This window comes from Streptomyces sp. NPDC020983 (assembly GCF_044333485.1).
Classification (GTDB): Bacteria; Actinomycetota; Actinomycetes; order Streptomycetales; family Streptomycetaceae; genus Actinacidiphila.
Window position 1 is genome coordinate 447,332 of sequence record NZ_JBIRRA010000004.1, and the last position, 21,080, is coordinate 468,411.

Here is a 21,080-nt window from a genome sequence, read left to right on the forward strand (position 1 = left end):
CCGGCCCTCGGCCCCGATGAAGCCTGCGGGCGCGTCCCGCACGGTCTCGTCGGCGAGGACGAGCCTGAGACGTACGTGCTGTCACCCCGCTCGCGCGCGGCGCCCCCCGCCCGTCCCCACCCTGTGGCCGAAGTGGCTGGATCGCGCGCACCGCGGGCAGCGGGGCCGCCCTGATGGGCAGGGTGAGGGGGATGGGGACAACGGCGGGCAATGTCCGGTCTGCGCTGTGCAGATGCGGCCCGACATCGCTGTCCCGCGCCGCTAACGCCATGACAGACTGCTTTCCGGCCACGGCAGTTGGAGAAGGAGAAAGCGTGATGGACCCCCGGCCGGGCGGTGCCCCCACCGTCCTGCGCATGGTGCTGGGCAAGCGCCTGCAGGACCTGCGCGAGCAGGCCGGACTCAGCTTCGAGCAGGCCGGCCGGGCGCTGGACGTCACGCACGCGACCATCCGCCGCATGGAGAAGGCCGAGGTCGGGCTCAAGATCCCGTACGTGGAGAAGCTGCTCATGACCTACGGCGTCACCTCGCCGGAGGAGATCAGCGGCTTCCTCGCGCTCGCCCGCGAGGCCAACCGCCCCGGCTGGTGGCACAGCTTCCGCGACGTGCTGCCGGACTGGTTCAGCGCGTTCGTCAGCCTCGAAGGAGAGGCGTCGATCATCCGCGCCTACGAGCCGCACTACGTGCCGGGCCTGCTCCAGACCCCCGACTACGCCCGCGCCACACTGCGCGCGGGCCAGCCGCACGCACCGGCCGCCGAGATCGACCGGCTGGTCACGCTGCGGACCGAACGGCAGGCGCTGCTGAGCAAGGAGAAGGCGCCGCTGCTCTGGTTCGTCATGGACGAGACCGTGCTGCGCCGCCCCATCGGCGGCCGCAAGGTCATGCGCGAGCAGATCGACCGGCTCATCGAGGCCACCGAACTGCCCAACGTCCGGCTCCAGATCATGCCCTTCGCGGCGGGCCCGCACCCGGCCATGTACGGGCCCTTCCACATCTTCCGCTTCCAGCTCCAGGAGATCCCGGACATCGCCTACGTCGAGAGCCTCGTGAGCGGCGTCTACTTCGACGAGCGCGACGACGTCTCGGCCTTCCTGGAGGCACTGGACCGGATGTGCGCACAGGCCGCGCCCGCGCGCAGCACCAAAGCCATGCTTGAGGGCATGCGCAAGGACTTCTGACCGATGCACCGCGCTGGCGACGACGGCACGTGCGGCAACCAGGACGACGAGTACACCGTGGGCTCGCGCAACGGCGAGGCCACCACGAACCGGAGGACGGCGTGACCGACCAGGGATTCAGCGTCGAGGAGATCGACACGACCAGGCCGCACCCGGCCCGTATGTACGACTTCTACCTCGGCGGCAAGGACAACTACGAGGTGGACCGCGAGGCCGCCCAGCAGGTGATCCAGCTGCTGCCCGACGCGGTGCCGTCCGCGCGGGCGAACCGCGCCTTCATGCACCGGGCCGTGCGCTTCGTCGCGGAGAGCGGCATCCGGCAGATCATCGACATCGGCACCGGCATCCCCACCGCGCCCAACACCCACCAGGTCGCGCACGCGGTCTCGCCGGACGTCCGGGTGGCGTACGTCGACAACGACCCGATCGTGGCCACCCACGCGGGCGCCCACCTGCTGGGCGCGGGCAACACCGGCTTCTTCCTCGGCGACCTGCGCGACCCGCAGAGCATCCTCGGCCACCCGACCATCGGCCAGCTCATCGACTTCGACCAGCCGGTCGGCCTGATGCTGGTCGCGATCCTGCACTTCATCCGCGACGACGAGGACCCCGCCGGGCTCGTCGCCGCCTACCGCGACGCCCTGCCCAAGGGCAGCTACCTCATCTTCAGCCACGTCACGGCCGACTTCCACGAGCCGGGTACGGGCTCGGAGGAGGCCGCCGACGTCTACCGGCAGAGCCGCGCCACCGCCACCTTCAACCTCCGGTCGTACGACGAGCTGACGGGCCTGCTGGAGGGTTTCGACCTTGTGGACCCCGGACTCGTCCAGCTGCCGCTGTGGCGCCCGGACGGCCCGACGCCCGGCAAGCGCGACCTCGCCGGGATCGGCGGTTACGGCGGGGTCGGCGTGAAGCTCTGACCGGTCCCGGCCCCGCCCGCACACCACCTCGTGACGAAGCACGACCGCACCACCGGAGGACAGCAGCCTTGGCCGACCAGGGATTCAGCCTTGAGGAGATCGACACCAGCAGGCCGCACCCGGCCCGCATGTACAACTACTACCTCGGCGGCAAGGACAACTACGAGGTGGACCGCGAGGCCGCCCAGCGCGTCATCGACCTGGCCCCGGAACTCGTGCCCATGGCCCACGCCAACCGGGCCTTCATGCAGCGCTCGGTGAAGCTGCTGGTGGAGAGCGGTGTCCGGCAGATCATCGACATAGGCACCGGCATCCCGACCTCCCCCAACACCCACGAGGTGGCGCAGTCGGTGGCGCCGGACGTCCGGGTCGCGTACGTCGACAACGACCCCATCGTCGCCACGCACGCGGGCGCCCACCTCGTCGGCGCGGGCAGCACCGGCTTCTTCCTCGGCGACCTGCGGGACCCCCGGAGCATCCTGGAACACCCCACCATCGGCCGGCTCATCGACTTCGACCAGCCGGTCGGCCTGATGCTGCTGGCGATCCTGCACTTCGTCCGCGACGACGAGGACCCGGCGGCGCTCGTCGCCGCCTACCTCGACGCCCTCCCGGCGGGCAGCCACCTCGTCATGACCCACTCCACCCCCGACTTCCACCAGGCGGACGCCAACTGGGCGCAGGCGCGCGACGTCTACAAGGACCGCCACGCCACGGCCGTCCTGAGCCTGCGCTCGCACGACGAGATCCTGCGCTTCTTCGACGGCCTGGAACTGCTGGAGCCGGGCATCGTCCAAGCCCCGCTGTGGCGCCCGGACGGCCCGGTGATGCCCGCGGAGGAGCTGGCGCACATCGGCTTCTACGGCGGGGTCGGCGTCAAGCGCTGAGCCCTGCGGGCGGCTGTTCTCGTGTCGGTGGCTTCCGGTGGATGTGGCGGCCCTTCGCGGAAGGGCTGGGCCGCCACGCCGGGGCGTCAGACCTGCTGCTCCGCCGCGTAGGCGAGGAACGCCGACCATGCGGCGGGGGCGAAGGCGAGCTGGGGCCCCTCGGGGTCCTTGGAGTCCCGTACGTGGACGGTGCCGGGAGAGGTGGCGACCTCGACGCAATCAGCGCTCTCGTTGCTGCTGTAGCTGGACTTGTGCCAGGAGAGGGCGACCTCGACGCAGGCAGCGCCTTCGTTGCTGCTGTAGCTGCTCTTGAACCAGCGCAGTTCGGCAGTGCTCGTAACCGTGGGCTCCGTCGTCATGTCTCTCCCAGGACCTTTTCGATGAACGCCAGGGACTCCCGCGGAGTGAGAGCCTGCGCTCGGATAATCCCATACCGGGCCTCCAGCGTCATGATCTCGTCCCGTTGAGTGGTCAGACGGTCGAAGTGCTGCACGGAGACATGGCCGACGGTGGGACCGCTCTTCCTGTAGAACAAGCGGAACTCTCCACCCATGCCCGCGTGGTCCTCGCGGTCTGTGGGCATCACCTGGATCTCGACGTTTCGCAACTTACCCAGCTCCAGCAATCGTCGCAGTTGGCGTTGCATTACCGCTCGCCCGCCAAGTGGGCGCCGCAGGGTCACCTCCTCCTGCACGAAGCTCAAGATGGGCGCGGGCCACCGCCTGAAGACGTCCTGCCGGGCCACGCGCGCGGCGACGTACCGCTCGATGGTGTCCTCGTCCAGCAGCGGGCGGCGCATTTGGTACAGCGCCCGCGCGTAGTCCTCGGTCTGGAGCAGTCCCTGGATGTTGTGGTTGCTGTAGGCGCCCAGCGAAACCGATTCGGCCTCGATCTTGGCGAGGTCACGGACCTTCTGCGGGTACCGCGCCCGCTCCACGTCCTTCTTGAAGTCCTTGAGCAGCCCGCCCGCGCCTGTCGCGTCGTCCGTTGCGTCCAGGAACTCCGGCTTCGGGGACCGGCGACCCCGCTCCACGGACGACACCGTCTCGTCGCTGTAGCCGATGAGCTTGCCCAGCTCGGGCTGGGTCAGCCCGGCGCGCTCGCGCCAGAGCTTGATCTGCCTGCCGACCGTCTTGAGCAGGTCTGTCGAGACCCCGTCCTCCTCCCAGTCGCGTTCCTCGTTCGTGTCGTCCTCCGTCTGCCCCGACATCATCGTCATGGGGCTCACCTCCGCCGCTTGCGTACGTTCCGGACCCACCGGACGCACCGGATCGGGCAACGGACAGGTCAGAGGGTGTCCGTTGCTGACTGCTTCTCAGCGTAGATACGTTCGGCCACGCTCTGTCACGTGAACAGTGAAATCTCCACCCACGAAGCGTTCTCCGAGTCGGAGCTCGTGCTCCGGCTCTCGTCCACGCGCTGCGGCGCCCGGCTCGCGCGGCATCTGGCCGTGCGGCAACTGCACGTCTGGGGAGTGCCGTACGGCAGCTCTGCCTCGGACGACGTCGCGGCGGTCGTCGCCGAACTCGCCGCGAACGCGGTCACGCACGGGCGGGTGGCGGGGAGGGACTTCGAGTTGCGGGTGTGTCTCGTGCCCGGGGCGGTGCGGGTTGCGGTGAGTGACACGCGGACGGAGCGACGGCCTCCGGAACCGGGGGAGTTGGCGGCGCCGGAGGGGGAAGCGGAGTCCGGGCGGGGGGCTGCTGCTCGTGCAAGCGCTGTCGCGGGCGTGGGGGGTGCTGCCGCGTGTGCCCGGCAAGACGGTGTGGGCCGAGGTCGCGCGGACGCCCTTCGCCGAGGTCGTGACCGGGGCGCGGTAGGCCGCGCCCCGGTGGTGCGGGGCCCGGCGGGGCACGCGCCTTCCTTCAAGGACCGTTTTCCGAGGAACGAGGACAAGGACCCTCTCCCCACCTGCCCCGGCACTCATCCGAAAGGGTGACGGGTGATCAGTTTGTCGGGCCGGGTGGGGTACGGTCGGCGCTACAACCGCACATGAAAAGGGCCCCCGGCAGGACGGCAATCCTGGTCGAGGGCCTGACCACCAAGGAAGAAGCAGCTTCCCCATGGCTAGCACCGAGTCTAACGCGGGCATGCCCGCCGCGCCCCTGCCTCCGGGGGCGCCGCCCGCCGGAGTGATCCACGTACGGCACCGGCACGCCGACCGTTTCACCGTGGTCGGCAACCACCTCGCCCAGCATCCCCGCCTCTCGGCGGTCGCGATCGGGCTCGCCGTCCACATCCAGTCCCTGCCGGACGGCGCCCCGGTGAGTGTGAAGGCCCTCGCCGCCCGCTTCCCGGAGGGCGAGGTCACCGTCCGCAGGGCGCTCAACGAACTCCAGGCGGCCGGCTATCTGGAGCGGCGGCGCGTCCCGCTCGGGGGCGGGCACTTCGCCACGCGGGCCTTCGCGTACGACCGGCCGGGCGGCGCGGCGGCCTCCGGCCCGGGACGGCGTACGGACCGGGCCTCGCGCCTCGGGGCGGGGCGTACGGGGCCGGGCGGCGCGTCCCCGCGCGGGTCTGCCGCTCGTACGGGCCCGGGCCGTACAAAGCCGTCCCGTCCGGCGGCGGAGGGGGCCGGGGCCGTGACGACGCAACCGCCCGCCGTGTCGGGCGCCGCCGCCGAACTGCTGGCCCGGCTGCGGCTCGCCGACCCGCGGCTCCTCCTGTCCGCCGGGGACATCGCGCGCCTCGCGCCCTCCGTGGAGACCTGGCTCGCCCGCGCGGTGCCCGCGGCCGAGGTCGCCCGGGTGCTGAGCACGGGCCTGCCGCCGTCCCCGATCCCGATCCACGCCCCGACCCGCTTCCTGGCCCACCGCCTGACCGTCCACCTCCCGCCGCCGCTCCCGCCGGAACCCGCCGGGGCGCCGCGTCCGGCCCCGCTGCGTACGTGCGACGGCTGCGAGCGCGCCTTCCGCACGGAGGACCCGGCCGCGCGCTGCGCGGACTGCCGGAGGGCGGGCGGGCCAGGGGCGCGGGTGGCCGGGCGCTACGCCTGAGAAGCGTCGGCCAGGATCCGCCACCGGGCGAGTGCCCTGCGGCAACTGCGGGTGTCGGGGTGGTCCGGGCCGAGTATCCGCAGCATGTCGTCGAGGAGTTCGGTGTGTCCGGCGACGGCCCCGGCGGCGTCACCGGCCAGCCCCCGGTACATGGCGAGGCTGCTGCGGATCATGAGGGTGTGGGGGTGGTCCGGGCCGAGTATCCGCAGCATGTCGTCGAGGAGCTCGCTGTATTCGGCGGCAGCCCCCGCGAAGTCCCCCGTGCTGCCCCGGTGGTGGGCGAGGTTGCTGCGGGTGGTGAGGGTGCGGGGGTGGTCCGGGCCGAGCACCCGCAGGCGGTGCTGCAGGAGATCGGTGTGGATCGCGGCAGCCCCCGCGAAGTCCCCCGTCCTGGCCAGGTGCTGGGCGAGGTTGCTGCGGGTCGTGAGGGTGCGGGGGTGGTCCGGACCGTATATCCGCAGCGAGTCCTCAAGGAGGGCTGCGCACTCGGCGACTGCTCTGACGGCGTCCCCCGCGATGGCCCGTTCGTAGGCGAGGTTGCCGCGGGCGGTGAGGGTGTCGGGGTGGTCCGGGCCGAGTATCCGCAGCATGTCGTCGAGGAGTGCGGTGTATTCCGTGACGGCCCTGGCGGGATCTCCCGCTTCTCCGTGGAAGAAGGCGAGGTGGCTTCGGGTGACGAGGGTGTCGGGGTGGTCCGGGCCGAGTATCCGCAGCTTGTCGTCGAGGAGTGCGGTGTATTCGGCGAGTGCTCCGGCGGCATCTCCCGCCTCCCCGCGGAAGTAGGCGAGGTGGCTTCGGGTGGCGAGGGTGTCGGGGTGGTCCGGGCCCAGCGTGCGGAGTTGGGCGTCGAGGATTCCCGCGTACGTCGCTGTCGCCGCGGCCACGTCGCCCGATTCACCCTGCCAGCGGGCGAGATGGCCGCAGGCGGCGAGCGTGAGCGGGTGCTCGGGGCCGAGGTGCTCGGCGGTCGCGGAGGCGAGGTGCCGGAGGTGAGCCAAGGCGGCGGCGACCTGGCCGGATTCGCCCAGGCTGCGTGCGACGACGTAGAGCACCAGGTGGGGGCCGGGCTTGTACAGGCACGCCGGGTCCCCACCGCCCTCCTCGGTGCAGGCGACCACGGCCGCCGTGCACTCCCGCAAGGCCCTGACCAGGGGCGTGTCGCGTTCGACGTCCGGCCACACCGCCAACAGGGCCTCGGCGAGCAGGCGGGCCGTGCGGCCGTGCCGCTCCGGGGGCAGCGTGTCGCGGGTCGCGCGCTGGACGACCTGATGGACACGAGCGAGGCCTCCCCCCTCCGCCTCGTCGGCAGCGGGGCCAGGGGCCCTCAGGAGGCTCAGACGGTGCAGCGCCCGCAGCGCACCGGCAGCGTCGTCCGGTGTGACCGGCGGCCTGTCCTCTCCGCCCCAGTAGTGAGCGGCGAGGTAGGCGAGCGCGGGCTCGCCGGTGAGGTCTTCCTTCCGGATGCCGTCCGGGGTCACGAACGGTTGCAGCTCCGCCATGGAACGCAGCAGGACGCGGGGGCTCCCGTCGGGCTGGGTGAGCGGCGGGACATCCCCGCCCGCCCGGTGGGCGGCGAGGTACGCGAGCGCGGGCTCGCTCGTGAGGACGGCGACCGGGATGCCGTTCGGGGCGAGGAAGGACGCCAGTTCCAGCATGGGCCGGGCCAGGCCTTGGGGGCGCAGCCCGTCCGCGCGCTCGACGGACAGCTCCCAGGCGGCGGCCATGGTGTGGGGCTGGTCGTCGGGGAGGACGTCCGGGCTGACGTCCGCCAGCGTGCGGACCCGGCGGGCGAGCAGGTCGCGGTACTTCGCCACGGGGATGCCGGCGTCCACGACGTATGCCGCGGCCTGCGACAGGGCCAGCGGCAGGCAGCCCAGGTCCTCCGCCAGGTTGGTGAGTTCAGCGGCCGGTTCCGCCCGGCCGGCTTCGCCGAGCACCGAGGCGAGGTAGGCGGTGGCCTCCTCCGCCGTGAAGGTGCCGACCCGCACCACCCGGCGGCCGCCCCCGGCGAGCGCGGCGTCCCGGCGGCGGGTCGTCACCACGGTCCTGCCGTGGGGGACGGCCGGGGGCCACAGGCCCTTCAGATCCGACGGGTCGGCGAGGTCGTCGAGGACGACCAGCCACCGCCGCGGCGCCGCCCGCAGCCACCCGAGGAACGTGCGCGACGCCTGCTCCGGGTCGGCCGGATCCGCCCCGCACACCTCGGCCCCGGCCTGCGCCAGCCCGGCGACGACCGCGGTGCGGCTGCCCGCGGAGAGCCACACCAGCAGGTCCAGGCCCTCGGCCCAGAGCTCCTCCGCCAGGTCGGCGGCGAGCTGGGTCTTGCCGACGCCGCCCATGCCGCTGAGCACCTGGCACAGCACCGCGGTGCCGCCGCCGCGGACGGCCTCGCGCAACCGCGCCCGCTCCGCACGGTCCTGGAAAGCCCCCGCCCGCGGCGGGACGACACCCACCGAGTGCGGCCACGTCACGGGAGCGCGGAGGGGCAGGTGCATGTGGACGTCCCGCATCGTGTACGCGGCGACCGCCCCGGCGCCCTCCGCGCGGATCGTCACGTCCCCGTCCCCGCCTTGCGCCACCTCGCCCACCCCCACGGCCGTACGACTGCCCTCGACTCTAGGCCGCCCCGTCGCCCGTCACCCCGCCATCGGCGGGAAGAGGTGCGGCCCGCCACGGGCGGGTGCCCGCCGCATTCGGCACCTGCCAACCGCTCTTTTCGCCGCGACCGTTTTCGGCCAGCCCGGCGCTCGCATTTCGCCCGGCTCCTTGCCGCGCCGAGGGTCCACCTCACTGATCCGGTTCACCCCAGGTCGTGGCCGCGGGAAGGTGTACTCGGGAGTAGTGGGCGAAATTCCCGGCAGTCAGGGGGTCGCCCGCTCCGGTGAATTCCCTTGCACCTGCAAGCGTGGATTGTTTCCTGATGCACGCACCGTAGTTGACCAAAGGATCACTGTTGGCGCGAGGCGTGTGGGTGATCGAATTTCCCACGGCCCACCGAGGGCCCCACACGGAGGAGTTCACCCATGAAGAAGCAGATCGCCGCGGCCGTCGCGACCGCCGGGCTCGCCCTGTCGTTCGGTGTCGCGGTGGCGCCCAGCGCCTCGGCCCAGTCGTCCAGCTACTGCAGCTACACCGACAGCCAGCCCCAGGTGGGCTACGGCAGCACCGGGGCGGCCGTCCAGCAGGTGCAGTGCGAGCTGTTCTACTCGGTGGCGTCCAGCTACCTCACCCGCGACGGCATCTTCGGCGACGCGACCAAGGCCGACGTGAAGAAGTTCCAGGGATGTGCGGGCCTGACGGTCGACGGCATCGTGGGCCCCAACACCTGGAACGCGCTGAACTACTGGACCACCGCCGGCTTCGTCTGCTGACGCCTTGTCCTGACGCCCCGCTGAAGTACCCGCAGAGGTCCGTCGGCTGCCCGTGGCCGGCGGCCTTCCGCATGTCGTGCGACGGCTGCGAGCGCGCCTTCCGCGCCGGAGGAGCCGAGCGCGCGGCGCGGGAGTGCCGGAGGGCGAGCGGGAGCGGTGGCGCGGACGTCTCTTGCGATAACTAGTTTGTAATGCAAAGCTGACTGCATGACAGATGCGTCGGTGCCCTCGCGGGGCACGCCTCATGAAGTCCTCGCCGCCCTCGGTGACCTGACCCGGCGGGTCCGTGCCGCCCAGCGCGGTGCCTGGTTCCCCCTCCTGCTGTTCGGCGTGCTCACGCTGGGCGCAATCGTGGCGAGTCGTCTCACCTTCCGGATCGAGTCCGTTCCCTGCCCCACCGGCGACCCCACGGCAGGCACCGGATGCACCGAGGTCACGCAGGGCTCGCCCGTCTACTGGCCCGTCGGGCTGGCCCTGGCCTACGCGGCGACGGCGTTCTTCTACATCCGCCGCTCCCGCAACCGCGGCGTAGGAACCCCGGTCCGGCCCTACATCCTCACCGGGATCGTCCTCGGCGGCCTGGTGACCGCCACCACGCTCTGGGCCGTCCGCCACGGGATGCCGGAGCCCGGCTGGCCGCTCGACATCTGGGGCCTGCACCTCGACCCCGCCTCAAGGGCGGCGGCGCTCCTCCACCGCATCATCGGGAACGCCACGACCATCGGGTTGCCGCTGCTGGTGCTGTGCTGGGTGGAACGCAGCCGCGCCCTGCTGCTCCTCACCGCCGTGTACCTGGCCGTCGATCTGGTGCCGCTCACCGACGGCTGGGCCGGGGTCCCGCCCACGTCACCCTGGTCGTCCCTGCCCCACTACGGCGTCCAAGGCGTCCTCCTCCTGCTCGGCGCCCTCGGCTTCGGCCTGGCCGAGCTGACCGCCGAGCGTGCCCGCTCATGAGCGAGCAGACCGACCAGCACCCCGTCAACGGCCTGGACGACGTCGTCCACCAGCGCGTCCGCCTCGGCATTCTCACCGTCGCCCACCAGGCCCGCCGTGTCGAGTTCGGCTTCCTGCGGACCACGCTCGGCCTCACCGCCGGAAACCTCAGCCAGCACCTGGCCACCCTGGAGAAGGCCGGACTGATCGACATCGAGAAGGGCTACGAGGGCAAACGCGCCCGCACCTGGCTCTCCCTCACCCCCGCAGGCGCCCAGGCCCTCCGGGACGAAGTCATCCAGCTCAAGCGGCTCATCCAGCAGATCGAACAGGACGGCCCGGACCCACAGCCCTAGGGCGTGTCCGCAAAGTCCCGTCGTCCGCCCGGAGGGCGGGGCAGACGGTGTCTGGTGCGTGCGATCGCAAGGCGGAGGGTCGTCCTCGTAGTGGGCCTACTCGGACGAGCCCGACAACGTAGCGAGCGTGCGTGCCAGGCGCCGTGTGCCAGGCGGGACTTTGCGGACACGCCCTAGCGGCGGCCGCGGAGGGCGCCCCCTCGACGGCCCGAGCGCGGCCTTCCCCGAGGTGCGGTTCATCCGGTGAAGCGCTCGGCGGAAACAGCCGTGGCCCGCAACGGGCAGGTGCCCGCCGCATTCGGCACCTGCCAACCGCTCTTTTCGCCGCGACCGTTTTCGGCCAGCCCGGCGCTCGCATTTCGCCCGGCTCCTTGCCGCGCCGAGGGTCCATCTCACTGATCCGGCCCGTCCCAGGTCGTGGCCGCGGGGAGGTGTACTCGGGAGTAGGGGGCGAAATTCCCGGCAGCCAGGGGAGTCGCCCGCTCCGGTGAATTCCCTTGCACCTGCAAACGGAGATTATTTCCTGATACACGCACCGTAGTTGGCCAAAGGATCACTGTTGGCGCGAGGTGCGCGGGTGATCGACTTGCCCACGGTCCACCGAGGGCCCACACGGAGGAGTTCACCCATGAAGAAGCAGATCGGCGCGGCCGTCGCGACCGCCGGGCTCGCCCTGTCGTTCGGTGTCGCGGCGGCGCCCAGCGCATCGGCCGCGGCGTCCAGCTACTGCAACTACACCATCAACCAGCCCCAGCTGGCCTACGGCAGCACCGGGGTGGCCGTTCAGCAGGTGCAGTGCGAGCTCTTCTACTCGGTGCTGACCAGCAACCTCACCCGCGACGGCATCTTCGGCGCGGCGACCCAGGCCGATGTGAAGAAGTTCCAGGGATGTGTGGGCCTGACGGTCGACGGCATCGTGGGCCCGAACACCTGGAACGCGCTGAACTACTGGACCACCTCCGACGCCCTCGCCTGCTGACACCCGTTACGCCACCCGTCAACGAAGGATCCCACCTGTGAAGAAGCAGATCGGCGCGGCCGTGGCTACCGCCGCCCTCGCCCTGTCGTTCGGCGTCGCGGTCGCGCCCAGCGCGTCGGCGGAGTCGTCGTACGAGTGCAACTACACCAGCAGCGAGCCCTTGGTCGGCTACGGCAACGCCGGGGCGGCCGTCCAGCAGGTGCAGTGCGAGCTCTACTTCTCGCTGCTGTCCAGCAACCTCACCCGCGACGGCATCTTCGGCGCGGCGACCCAGGCCGACGTGAAGAAGTTCCAGGGCTGCGCCCGCCTCACGTCCGACGGCATCGTGGGCCCCGCCACCTGGGCGGCCCTGGACTACTGGACCGACGTGTCCGGCTTCGTCTGCTGAAGCCCGGCCCCGGCCACCCGCCGGAGCACCCGCAGGAGTCCGCCGGTCGCCCGTGACCGGCGGCCTTCCGCATGCTCGGGGCCGGGTCAGTCGTGGTCGTGGAAGAAGCCCGCCTCGCGCGGCTGGAGATCCGCGGCCAGGGCCAGGATGTCCTTCTCGGGGACGGCCGTGCCCTCCGTGCGGAGGAACACGAGCGCGTCGCGGCCGGGCGGCCGGACGACGTACCACCGCGTGCCGTAGCGCCGGACGCGCCACACGTGCGCGGCGACCGGGGTGCACGAGGAGACGTGGGGCGCGACGCCGTCCACGCCGGCGTCGCAGTGCCGCGGCGGGGCGAAGGAGGCCGGGCGGGGCTCGACGGTCACCCAGGCGCCGTGCCTGTCGCGGTCGTCGGCGCTCGCCGGGGTGCCGTCGGCCAGGAGCAGGTACGCGAAGCCCTTGCCGTCACTCGCGGGGAGCGGGAAGAGGGCCCGGTAGCCGGGAAGGCCGGGAGCGAGGAGCGGCACCGAGACGCCGTCGAGGGCGTGGCGCTCCGCGTGGTCGACGGCGCCGGCCCGGACGGCGGCGGACAACGGCCAGACGGCGAGCAGGGCGGCGCCCACCCCGGCCCGTACCCGCGGTGAGGTCCCGGCGGCGACCAGCACGTGGGCCAGGCCGTACCCGGCGGCGAGCAGCACGGCGTCGTCGGTGACGGCGCCGAACAGGTGCAGGGAGTCGGCCACGTAGTCGTGCGCCCACACGAGCAGGAGGCACACCCCGAATCCCGCCCCGGCCGTCCGCGTCGCCCGCGGCACCCGGAAGAGCGCCAGCAGCGCCCATGCCAGCAGCCCCCCGGCGAGCGCGGCCGCGGGCCGGAAGACCAGCGCGATCCCCAGGCACCCGTAGTCCTCCGCGTCGGCCCCCGAGGAGTGGCACAGCCCGTCCGACACCGGCACGGCGGCACTCACCCACACCGCCCCGAGCACCGCGCCCACCAGCACCGCCCGTACCCCGCCGCCGATTCCCTTCCCCGCCATCGCGCCCCCCTTCGGCAGTGACTCCCCCGAGTCTGCGGCGGGGTGGGGGCGGTGTCGTGAGTACGTGTACTCAGCCGCCGGTGCGCCGAACGGAAAGTCGGGCCGGGTTCAGCCCGTTGGCGCGCCCCCGGCCGGTGTCCCCTGTTTACTGTTCGGTGATGTGCGTCACACCCGAACGCGTCGAAGGAGACTGCCATGTTGAAGAGGGTTGCCGCGGTGAGCGCGGCTGTCGCGCTGGGATGGGGACTGGGCACCGCGCCGGCGAGCGCGTCGTCGGCGTACGTGCACTTCAAGAACGCGGCCACGGGCAACTGTCTGGACTACCGGTCCGACTACGGGCCCTACGCGACAGGGTGCAACGGCGGTGCGTACCAGACGTGGCTGATCAACAACGCGCCCCTGGAGCTCTCCGAACTGCGGCAGAACGCGGGCGACAGGCTGTGCATGGTCGCCCGCAACGGTGAGGCCGTGATGCGGCCCTGTCTGGCCGACGACGCAGCAGCCCTGTGGGTTCTGGCCCCCACGGCCGTGGGCTTCGAGCTGATCAACAACGTGACCGACACGTGCCTCGGCGAGCAGCCGCCGGACGCGAGCGGCGTCCGCCACGTGAAGCTCACCAGGTGCACCGGCGGCAACTCCCAGCAGTGGGCCATGTCCTGACCGCGCGATGCCCCGTGGGCGCCGAGGACGGCCGCAGGCTTCGTGCGGACAGGGCCTAGGGCGTGTCCGCAAAGTCCCGTCGTCCGCCCGGAGGGCGGGGCAGACGGTGTCTGGTGCGTGCGATCGCAAGGCGGAGGGTCGTCCTCGTAGTGGGCCTACTCGGACGAGCCCGACAACGTAGCGAGCGTGCGTGCCAGGCGCCGTGTGCCAGGCGGGACTTTGCGGACACGCCCTAGTGCGGCCCGTCGTCCGGGGCGGACGGTGACGGCGTCGCCGACGTGGGCTGCGGCGTGGGGCGGGGGCCGTCGAGGGTGAAGGTGACGTGGCGGTCCTCGCCGGGGATCACGTCGATGAAGCGGACGGTGTAGCGGCCGACGTGGAGGGTCTGCCCCGCGTGCACCCGGTAGACGTCCCCCGAGTCCGTGCCGTTGTCCCGCAGGGACACCCGGTCCCAGGGCTCGCCGGGGGCGTCGCCGCTGGTGGACATGATGCCCGCGAAGAAGTCGCCGTAGCGGAACGCGCCCCGGCCCAGCTCGTGCACGTCCGAGGCCCGCACGCCGGGCGGCAGCGGGTGGTGGACGTAGGTGCGGTGCGAGGAGCCGCCGGTGAGGGCGACGGCGAGGTACGCGGCCGCGCCCGCGGCCACGAGGGCGGCGGCCGCGATCGTCAGGGTGTTCCTAGCGGGCCGTCGCATCCGCATCCTCCGGTCCCTCCACCGTGAAGGTGACGTAGCCGTCCCGCGAGCCCGGCACCACCTCCGCGACCGTCAGGGCGTAGCGGCCGACGCGGACGGTCTCGCCGGGGCGCACGGTGGGATCGGCCCGGGCGTCCGTGCCCTTGTCGCGGAGGGCCAGGTGGGCCCACGGGTCGGCGGGGTCGTCGCTGGTTCCTGCGATGCCGGCGACGAGGTCACCGCGCCGGAAGAGCGCCCGGCGGCCGAGGCGGCGGACAGCGGGCATGGTCAGACCACCTCCGGGGTGAAGGAGACCTCGTCGTAGAGCTTGCGGTACTGGTCCTCGGTCAGCGTGACCAGATGGTCCTTCGAGCCGTCGGCGCCCCAGGGGTTCATCACGGTGACGGTCGGCGGATGCGCGTTCATGTCCACCGACCGCACCGTGTACTCGTGGTCGCTGACCAGCCGCGGGTCCTTGTCGGCCTTCGACGTGCTGCCGATCGTGACCGCCTCGCCCCTGGACAGCCGGTGGTCGATGTCGGCGAGGGACACGTCCCCCGGGTCGTGACGCTCGGCGTCCTGGCCGGTGATGATGTCCATGCTCTGGTCGCCGAAGCCGCCCTCGATGTTGCCGTAGCCGCCCTTGTACTGGGCCAGGGCCTTCTCGTAGACCAGGGGCCACAGCACGTCGGAGGACGGCTGGGCGTACACGAGGCCGTCGTCGTTCATCGGCATCTTGTTGTCGACGGTCACCTCGACCGGCTTGCCGGACTTGTCGTAGAGGGTCACCGTGTACGTGCCGTTGGGGTTCTCCCGGATGTGCCGGCGCGGGAAGTCCGGGTCCTGCTCCGTGACGGCCGCGAGGGACGCCATGAACCAGCAGTCGCCCACCTGGCCCATGGAGATGTCCGCCTCGATGTCCGGCGGTTGGCCGTCCGGAGGGAAGAGCGGCAGGTCGACGGGCCCGTAGTGGGCGTCCTCGACGCTGTCGGTCTTCGGGTCCGGCTGCCAGGGGAGGTTGGTCAGCCGGCCCTGGAGGCGGGTGAGCGTCTCCGGGCCGCACTCGGACAGCAGCATGTTCTCCCACTTCTGCTGCACGCCGCCGTCCGCGTCGCCGCCGCCCCACCAGGACGAGCCCTCGCCGAGCTGGTCGTTGAGCTTCTTCAGCTGGGCGTCGCTCATCCGCGACATCACCGCGTCCAGCTCGGTCGGGGTCAGCTTCGCGAAGTCGTCGTACACCTCCCCGGCGCCCTGGGCCGAGTTGGACCACAGGAAGCCGCCGGAGTCGTCGATGTGGCCGTCGAAGTACCTGAGGGCGTTGTCGATCTTCGTGCGGTCCGGGGGCGCCTCGTCGGAGAAGTCCAGCGCGGGATCGGTGCCGTAGCCGGCCTTCTGGAGCGACTGGACGGTGTCGAGCTGGTCGCAGCGGCGGCCGAGCGACGACGAGGTGTCGTCGAGGTTCGGCTGCAACGACGCGGGCAGCCCGTGGTAGAAGGCCGGGAAGACCTGGCCGACCAGCGGTTCGAGCAGCGGGCTCGTCGTCGCCGGCTTGCCCTTCATCAGGCCCTGGACCTCCAGCAGCAGGCCGGCGAGGTCGCGGTGCATCGTGCGGGCCTGCGGGCTGATGGCCTTCATGTGGCCGGCCATGGTGCGGATCTGCGGGGTGTCGAAACCGTGGAAGCTCAATGCCCGCCCCCCGCCGGGGACGCGGCGCCGTCCTTGGCCGCCTCCTCCTCCAGCCGGTCGGCCTCGGACGTCCAGCGCCTGGCCTCGGCGAGCAGGTCGTTCGCCATCGTGCCGAGCGTCCTGTGGCTGCCGGTGAGTTCGGCGGTGGTCCGCTGCGCGTAAGGCCCCTGCCAGATCGGCGGGTTGACCGTGGCCTGCTTCACCGTCGAGGTGAGGTAGTCGCCCAGGGAGGACGCGAGCGTCCTGGCCCGGGCCGCACAGGAGCGCAGATCGGCCGCGCGCTGCTTCTTCTGGGCAGGTGTCTCCTCGGCGCTCACCGGTTCCCCCCGACGGGACGCTACGGACCGGCCGGGGCCGGGGCGTCCCGGGAGAGGACGCCACCTGTTCGGACTGCCCGGGTGCCCGAACGGTTCCCGCGCCCGCCGGGGTTGGCGCAATGGCGCCGCCCCCCGGCCGCAGGGGGCTCACGCCCCCTCGCCCAGCACCTCCGCGATGAGTTCGCGCTGCGCCGGGGTCAGGGTCGGGTCGGCGGCCTCGATCGTGCGGCCGTCGATCGTGACGGTGTACGTGAAGCCGTCGCGGGTGGGGGTGGGGACGGTGGGGGGCGCGGCCAGTGCGGAGTGGGCCAGGGCGTGGAGGTGATCCGCGTCCGGACGGGCTGCTGTGTCCAGTACGGCACGGCGGGACAGGCCCGCGAAGCCGCCGGATCGGGTCACCTCGATACGCATCGGCTGCGTTCACACCTCCTGGGGCTGGCCGGGCTGCTGGCGGGGGAGGCCGCTGCCGTGGTGCGCGGCGGGCTTGACGCCGACCTCCTGCCAGGCGGCCTGGACCGCGCGGCTCTCGTCCCCTTCACCGTAGCGGGCGGTGGCCGCGGCGACGGTGGCCGCGGCGAAGTCGGCGAACTGCGCCTGGGCGGAGAGGGATCCGCCGGTCAGGGTGTCGTACCAGATCTGGCCGGCCTTCTCCCAGGCGTGGCCGCCGATCGCGGTGGCGGCGAGGTAGAAGGCGCGGTTGGGGATCCCGGAGTTGATGTGCACCCCGCCGTTGTCCTGCGAGGTGTGCACGTAGTGCGCCATGTCCGCGGGCTGCGGGTCCTTGCCGAGCTGCGGGTCGTCGTACGCGGTGCCGGGCGCCTTCATCGAGCGCAGGGCGACGCCGTGGACGCCGGGGGCGAGCAGCCCCGCGCCGATGAGCCAGTCGGCCTGGTCGGCCGTCTGCCCGGCGGCGTACTGCTTGATGAGGCTGCCGAAGACGTCGGACACCGACTCGTTGAGCGCGCCGGGCTGGCTCTGGTAGTCCAGGTTGGCGGTGTACTGGGTGACGCCGTGCGTCAACTCGTGGCCGATCACGTCCAGCGGCAGGGTGAAGTCGAGGAAGATCCGGCCGTCGCCGTCCCCGAAGACCATCTGCTCGCCGTTCCAGAAGGCGTTGTTGTAGTCCTTCAGGTAGTGCACGGAGGCGTTGAGCGGCAGGCCCTCGCCGTCGATCGAGTGGCGGCCGTAGGCCTTCAGATACGTCTCGAAGGTCGCCCCGAGCGCGTCGTAGGCGCGGTTGACGCTCGCGTCGGCGGAGGGGTCGGCGCCCTCCGCGCGCACCTTGCTGCCGGGCAGGTCGTCCTGGTGCCCGGCGTCGTAGACCGTGCGCTGCGGCTTGTCGGACGCGGCCCCGCCGGGGTGCCGGACGGTGGGCCCGAGCCGTGCGGACAGGTGCCGGCGGGTGCGCTCGCGCGCGTCGTGCTCCAGGGTGCGGCGGGCGGGGCCGGAGAGCGCCGGGTCGTCGTGGCCGGCCAGTTTGTCCAGGACGTGCGGCGGGATGATCGTGCAGAAAACGGGTGTGATGGCAGCAGAGGTGTCCATATACGCAATGTGGCACTCAACACACACTCTGTCACCACTTTTGCCGCGGATTGACGAGAAGGAGCGAAAGAGCCGTACGGGGGTGGACACGGACGGTCATCTTGCATGCTGAGAGGAAGCACACATCGGCTGCGCGGATCCGCCCCGCTCGGGTTAAGGTCGTGTCCGTCATGAGTTTCGGGCTGCTTCTCCTTAGCTGCCGCGGCGAGGGCCTGTAGTCGTAGGCCGACCCCCTCCCCGCGGAGTTCGGCGTTTCCCAGCCGTCGGCCGTTCTCGAAGCGGACCCCGAGGAGTCGAAAGCCCCCATGAGCACCCCCCAGCCTGTCGGCAAGCCCACGCCCGTCACCGCCGCGAGCGTCACCCAGAAGCCCAGCGGGATGCCGATCCACAAGTACGGCCGCTACGAGCAGGTCGACCTGCCCGACCGCACCTGGCCCGACGCGCGCATCACCAAGGCCCCGCGCTGGCTGTCCACCGACCTGCGGGACGGCAACCAGGCCCTGATCGACCCCATGTCGCCCGCCCGCAAGCGCGAGATGTTCGACCTGCTGGTACGCATGGGCTACAAGGAGATCGAGGTCGGCTTCCCGGCCTCCGGCGCGACCGACTTCGACTTCGTGCGCTCCATCATCGAGCAGGGCGCGATTCCCGAGGACGTGACGATCTCCGTCCTGACGCAGGCCCGCGAGGAACTGATCGAGCGCACCGTCGAGGCACTGCGCGGCGCCCCGCGCGCCACCGTGCACCTCTACAACGCCACGGCCCCGGTCTTCCGCCGCGTCGTCTTCCGCGGCAGCCGCGAGCAGGTCCGGCAGATCGCGGTGGACGGCACCCGGCTGGTCATGGAGTACGCCGACAAGCTGCTGACGGACGAGACGGTCTTCGGCTACCAGTACAGCCCGGAGATCTTCACCGACACCGAGCTGGACTTCGCGCTGGAGGTCTGCGAGGCCGTCATGGACGTCTGGCAGCCCGAGGCCGGCCGCGAGATCATCCTCAACCTGCCCGCGACCGTCGAGCGCTCCACCCCCTCCACGCACGCCGACCGCTTCGAGTGGATGTCGCGCAACCTGTCGCGGCGCGAGTACGTGTGCCTGTCCGTGCACCCGCACAACGACCGCGGCACCGCGGTCGCCGCCGCCGAGCTGGCGCTGATGGCCGGCGCCGACCGCGTCGAGGGCTGCCTGTTCGGCCAGGGCGAGCGCACCGGCAACGTCGACCTGGTCACCCTGGGCATGAACCTCTTCAGCCAGGGCGTGGACCCGCAGATCGACTTCTCGCAGATCGACGAGATCCGCCGCACCGCCGAGTACTGCAACCAGATGGAGGTCCACCCGCGCCACCCCTACGCGGGCGACCTGGTCTACACCTCCTTCTCCGGCTCCCACCAGGACGCCATCAAGAAGGGCTTCGAGGCGATGGAGGCCACCGCTGCCGCCGCCGGGAAGACCGTGGACGACATCACGTGGGAGGTCCCGTACCTGCCCATCGACCCCAAGGACGTCGGCCGCTCGTACGAGGCCGTCATCCGGGTCAACTCGCAGTCCGGCAAGGGCGGCGTGGCGTACGTGCTGAAGAACGGGCACAAGCTGGACCTGCCGCGCCGCATGCAGATCGAGTTCTCCAGGATCATCCAGGCCAAGACCGACGCCGAGGGCGGCGAGGTCACGCCCGAGCAGATCTGGTCCGTCTTCCGCGACGAGTACCTGCCCACGCAGGACAACGCCTGGGGCCGCATCACGCTGCGCTCGGCCCAGACGTCAACGTCGAGCGACGGCACGGACGCTCTTACGGTGGAAGCCGTCGTGGACGGCGAACCGACCGTGCTGAGCGGCAACGGCAACGGCCCGATCTCCGCCTTCTTCGACGCCCTGGGCAAGATCGGCGTGGACGCCCGGCTGCTGGACTACAGCGAGCACACCATGAGCGAGGGCGCCTCCTCGCAGGCCGCCTCCTACATCGAATGCGCCATCGACGGCCGCGTCCTGTGGGGCATCGGCATCGACGCGAACACCACGCGGGCCGCGCTCAGCGCCGTCGTCTCGGCGGTCAACCGCGCCGGTCGCTGACCGGGCCGGATCCACTCCGCGAATCCGGCGGAACGGTACGAATCACCCTGCGCGTACGGGGGCGGTGGGGAATTGCCCCCGTACGCGGTACTGACTGCGCCTCACTGCTGTGGCTAACATCACGGCGTACGGCACCGTCGCCGGGCTTCACCGCGCACGCAGCGCATGATGCAGCGCACGCACGGGCCGATGCGGGCGATGCGAGTGCGTACCGGGACGAGGACGGGCCGGAGGGTGCAGCGTGAAGATGCTGGGGCTGATGATCTGGGGTGTGCGTACGTCCTGGCACACCGAGGACGACGGTGAGTTCTTCTGCCCCGACTGCGGGGGCGACCGCAGCTACCACCGCAGAACGGGCACCCGCCGCCTGACCGTCCTCAGCGTGCCGCTGCTCAGCCGCGGCAGCGCGGGCTCCGTGATCGAATGCGCCGCCTGCCACCGGCACTACGACTCCGGCGTGCTCCTCACCCCCACCACCACCCGCTTCTCCGCGATGCTGCGCGACGCCGTCCACACCGTCGCGCTCGCCGTGCTCACCGCGGGCGGCACCGGCGGCCGCCAGGCCCGCGAAGCCGCCGTCGGCGCGGTCCGCGCGGCCGGCTTCAGCGACTGCACCGAGGACCAGCTGCTCGGCCTGCTCGCCGCGATCGTCGCCGACGAGGGCCGCTACGGCGGTGCGCAGGAGCTGGGCCACTACTCCTTCGCCGACCAGCCCATCGACGGCTGCGGCAGCTGGCTGTCCATCGAGCTGCACGAGGCGCTCGAACCGCTCGCCGACCACCTCGACGACCTCGGCCGCGAGCGGGTCCTCCTCCAGGGCGCCCACATCGCCCTCGCGGACGGCCCCTACCTGCCCGCCGAGCGCGAGGTGCTGGAGGCGGTCGGCCGCTGCCTGTCGCTGAACCGCGAGGACATCGACCGGCTGCTGGCCGCGGCTGCGACCACGGGCTGACCCTCCGGGGCACCGGCTACCTCCCCGCGTCTACTCCGCGGGGAGTAGCGGCCCCCCGCGGCCGTCGCCGGGAGTAACGCCCACTTCACTCCTCAGCCCGATGATCCACGCTCCCCGTGACGGGACGCTGGTGTGGTGAACCAGCGCACGTCGG

The 21,080-nt window shown here is 71.8% G+C and carries 22 protein-coding genes and 1 pseudogene; 13 read left to right on the forward strand and 10 right to left on the reverse strand.

The features are described 5' to 3' along the window. The first annotated feature begins 356 nt into the window (after positions 1 to 356). The 3 genes from ACH4SE_RS10935 (at position 357) to ACH4SE_RS10945 (ending at position 2,988) form a co-directional block, all read left to right on the forward strand. Positions 357 to 1,181: a helix-turn-helix domain-containing protein gene (locus ACH4SE_RS10935; protein WP_398543200.1), complete on the forward strand. Its 825-nt coding sequence runs from the start codon at positions 357 to 359 to the stop codon at positions 1,179 to 1,181. 101 nt (positions 1,182 to 1,282) lie between these two features. Then, the gene (locus tag ACH4SE_RS10940) at positions 1,283 to 2,101 is read left to right on the forward strand and encodes an SAM-dependent methyltransferase (protein ID WP_398543004.1); all 819 of its coding nucleotides are present in this window, start codon (positions 1,283 to 1,285) and stop codon (positions 2,099 to 2,101) included. A 68-nt stretch (positions 2,102 to 2,169) separates the two neighbouring features. Continuing rightward, positions 2,170 to 2,988 carry an SAM-dependent methyltransferase gene (locus ACH4SE_RS10945; protein ID WP_398543005.1) on the forward strand — a complete coding sequence of 273 codons (819 nt, stop codon included), beginning with the start codon at positions 2,170 to 2,172 and terminating at the stop codon, positions 2,986 to 2,988. A gap of 86 nt (positions 2,989 to 3,074) precedes the next feature. Here ACH4SE_RS10945 and ACH4SE_RS10950 read toward each other — a convergent pair whose 3' ends face one another. After that, a complete protein-coding gene (locus tag ACH4SE_RS10950) occupies positions 3,075 to 3,347 on the reverse strand; it encodes a DUF397 domain-containing protein (protein ID WP_398543006.1) in 273 nt (90 codons plus the stop codon). Then, entirely contained in the window at positions 3,344 to 4,207 is an 864-nt protein-coding gene (locus tag ACH4SE_RS10955) for a helix-turn-helix domain-containing protein (protein WP_398543007.1), read from the reverse strand. Before ACH4SE_RS10955 ends, ACH4SE_RS10950 begins: the two co-directional genes overlap by 4 nt. Before the next feature lie 141 nt (positions 4,208 to 4,348). On the opposite strand from ACH4SE_RS10955, the pseudogene ACH4SE_RS10960 reads away from it, so the two are divergent. Together ACH4SE_RS10960 and ACH4SE_RS10965 are read left to right on the forward strand one after the other, a co-directional pair. Next, positions 4,349 to 4,808: pseudogene (locus tag ACH4SE_RS10960) on the forward strand (ATP-binding protein). 243 nt (positions 4,809 to 5,051) lie between these two features. Further along, entirely contained in the window at positions 5,052 to 5,984 is a 933-nt protein-coding gene (locus ACH4SE_RS10965; RefSeq protein WP_398543008.1) for a hypothetical protein, read from the forward strand. Here ACH4SE_RS10965 and ACH4SE_RS10970 read toward each other — a convergent pair. Beyond that, entirely contained in the window at positions 5,975 to 8,539 is a 2,565-nt protein-coding gene (locus ACH4SE_RS10970) for a tetratricopeptide repeat protein (RefSeq protein WP_398543009.1), read from the reverse strand. The two genes, ACH4SE_RS10965 and ACH4SE_RS10970, sit on opposite strands and share 10 nt — an antisense overlap. 468 nt (positions 8,540 to 9,007) lie before the next feature. Here ACH4SE_RS10970 and ACH4SE_RS10975 point away from each other — a divergent pair, with 468 nt between their 5' ends. From ACH4SE_RS10975 to ACH4SE_RS10995, 5 genes are all read left to right on the forward strand, one after another. Then, complete coding sequence (locus ACH4SE_RS10975) at positions 9,008 to 9,355, forward strand: peptidoglycan-binding protein (protein WP_398543010.1); 348 nt, start codon at positions 9,008 to 9,010, stop codon at positions 9,353 to 9,355. 207 nt (positions 9,356 to 9,562) lie between these two features. After that, positions 9,563 to 10,309, forward strand: coding sequence for a hypothetical protein (locus tag ACH4SE_RS10980; protein ID WP_398543011.1), 747 nt, complete (start codon positions 9,563 to 9,565; stop codon positions 10,307 to 10,309). Then, positions 10,306 to 10,644, forward strand: coding sequence for a winged helix-turn-helix domain-containing protein (locus tag ACH4SE_RS10985; protein WP_398543012.1), 339 nt, complete (start codon positions 10,306 to 10,308; stop codon positions 10,642 to 10,644). Before ACH4SE_RS10980 ends, ACH4SE_RS10985 begins: the two co-directional genes overlap by 4 nt. A gap of 628 nt (positions 10,645 to 11,272) precedes the next feature. Further along, positions 11,273 to 11,623 carry a peptidoglycan-binding protein gene (locus ACH4SE_RS10990; protein ID WP_398543013.1) on the forward strand — a complete coding sequence of 117 codons (351 nt, stop codon included), beginning with the start codon at positions 11,273 to 11,275 and terminating at the stop codon, positions 11,621 to 11,623. 37 nt (positions 11,624 to 11,660) lie between these two features. Further along, positions 11,661 to 12,011, forward strand: a complete 351-nt coding sequence (locus ACH4SE_RS10995) for a peptidoglycan-binding protein (RefSeq protein ID WP_398543014.1) — start codon at positions 11,661 to 11,663, stop codon at positions 12,009 to 12,011. 86 nt (positions 12,012 to 12,097) lie between these two features. Here ACH4SE_RS10995 and ACH4SE_RS11000 read toward each other — a convergent pair whose 3' ends face one another. Further along, positions 12,098 to 13,027, reverse strand: a complete 930-nt coding sequence (locus tag ACH4SE_RS11000; protein WP_398543015.1) for a hypothetical protein — start codon at positions 13,025 to 13,027, stop codon at positions 12,098 to 12,100. A gap of 195 nt (positions 13,028 to 13,222) precedes the next feature. Between ACH4SE_RS11000 and ACH4SE_RS11005 the strand changes: the two genes are divergently transcribed. Further along, positions 13,223 to 13,687 carry an RICIN domain-containing protein gene (locus ACH4SE_RS11005; RefSeq protein WP_398543016.1) on the forward strand — a complete coding sequence of 155 codons (465 nt, stop codon included), beginning with the start codon at positions 13,223 to 13,225 and terminating at the stop codon, positions 13,685 to 13,687. A 232-nt stretch (positions 13,688 to 13,919) separates the two neighbouring features. Here ACH4SE_RS11005 and ACH4SE_RS11010 read toward each other — a convergent pair whose 3' ends face one another. The 6 genes from ACH4SE_RS11010 to ACH4SE_RS11035 all read right to left on the reverse strand — a co-directional run bounded on the left by ACH4SE_RS11010 (position 13,920) and on the right by ACH4SE_RS11035 (position 17,905). After that, on the reverse strand, positions 13,920 to 14,381 hold the full coding sequence (locus ACH4SE_RS11010; RefSeq protein ID WP_398543017.1) for a hypothetical protein: 462 nt from the start codon (positions 14,379 to 14,381) through the stop codon (positions 13,920 to 13,922). Further along, the gene (locus ACH4SE_RS11015; protein WP_398543018.1) at positions 14,365 to 14,646 is read right to left on the reverse strand and encodes a hypothetical protein; all 282 of its coding nucleotides are present in this window, start codon (positions 14,644 to 14,646) and stop codon (positions 14,365 to 14,367) included. The genes ACH4SE_RS11010 and ACH4SE_RS11015 overlap by 17 nt, the downstream gene beginning before the upstream one ends. A gap of 2 nt (positions 14,647 to 14,648) precedes the next feature. Continuing rightward, positions 14,649 to 16,046: a C2 family cysteine protease gene (locus ACH4SE_RS11020; protein ID WP_398543019.1), complete on the reverse strand. Its 1,398-nt coding sequence runs from the start codon at positions 16,044 to 16,046 to the stop codon at positions 14,649 to 14,651. Continuing rightward, entirely contained in the window at positions 16,043 to 16,363 is a 321-nt protein-coding gene (locus tag ACH4SE_RS11025; protein ID WP_398543020.1) for a hypothetical protein, read from the reverse strand. The genes ACH4SE_RS11020 and ACH4SE_RS11025 overlap by 4 nt, the downstream gene beginning before the upstream one ends. Positions 16,364 to 16,510: 147 nt before the next feature. Next, positions 16,511 to 16,774, reverse strand: coding sequence for a protealysin inhibitor emfourin (locus tag ACH4SE_RS11030; protein ID WP_398543021.1), 264 nt, complete (start codon positions 16,772 to 16,774; stop codon positions 16,511 to 16,513). Positions 16,775 to 16,783: 9 nt separating this feature from the next. Continuing rightward, the gene (locus tag ACH4SE_RS11035; protein WP_398543022.1) at positions 16,784 to 17,905 is read right to left on the reverse strand and encodes a M4 family metallopeptidase; all 1,122 of its coding nucleotides are present in this window, start codon (positions 17,903 to 17,905) and stop codon (positions 16,784 to 16,786) included. Positions 17,906 to 18,210: 305 nt separating this feature from the next. Between ACH4SE_RS11035 and leuA the strand changes: the two genes are divergently transcribed. Together leuA and ACH4SE_RS11045 are read left to right on the forward strand one after the other, a co-directional pair. After that, positions 18,211 to 19,974 (forward strand): 2-isopropylmalate synthase, encoded by a 1,764-nt coding sequence (gene leuA, locus ACH4SE_RS11040; RefSeq protein ID WP_398543023.1) that lies wholly within the window; start codon positions 18,211 to 18,213, stop codon positions 19,972 to 19,974. Between the two features lie 247 nt (positions 19,975 to 20,221). After that, entirely contained in the window at positions 20,222 to 20,926 is a 705-nt protein-coding gene (locus ACH4SE_RS11045; protein WP_398543201.1) for a TerB family tellurite resistance protein, read from the forward strand. The last annotated feature ends 154 nt before the right edge of the window (positions 20,927 to 21,080 follow it).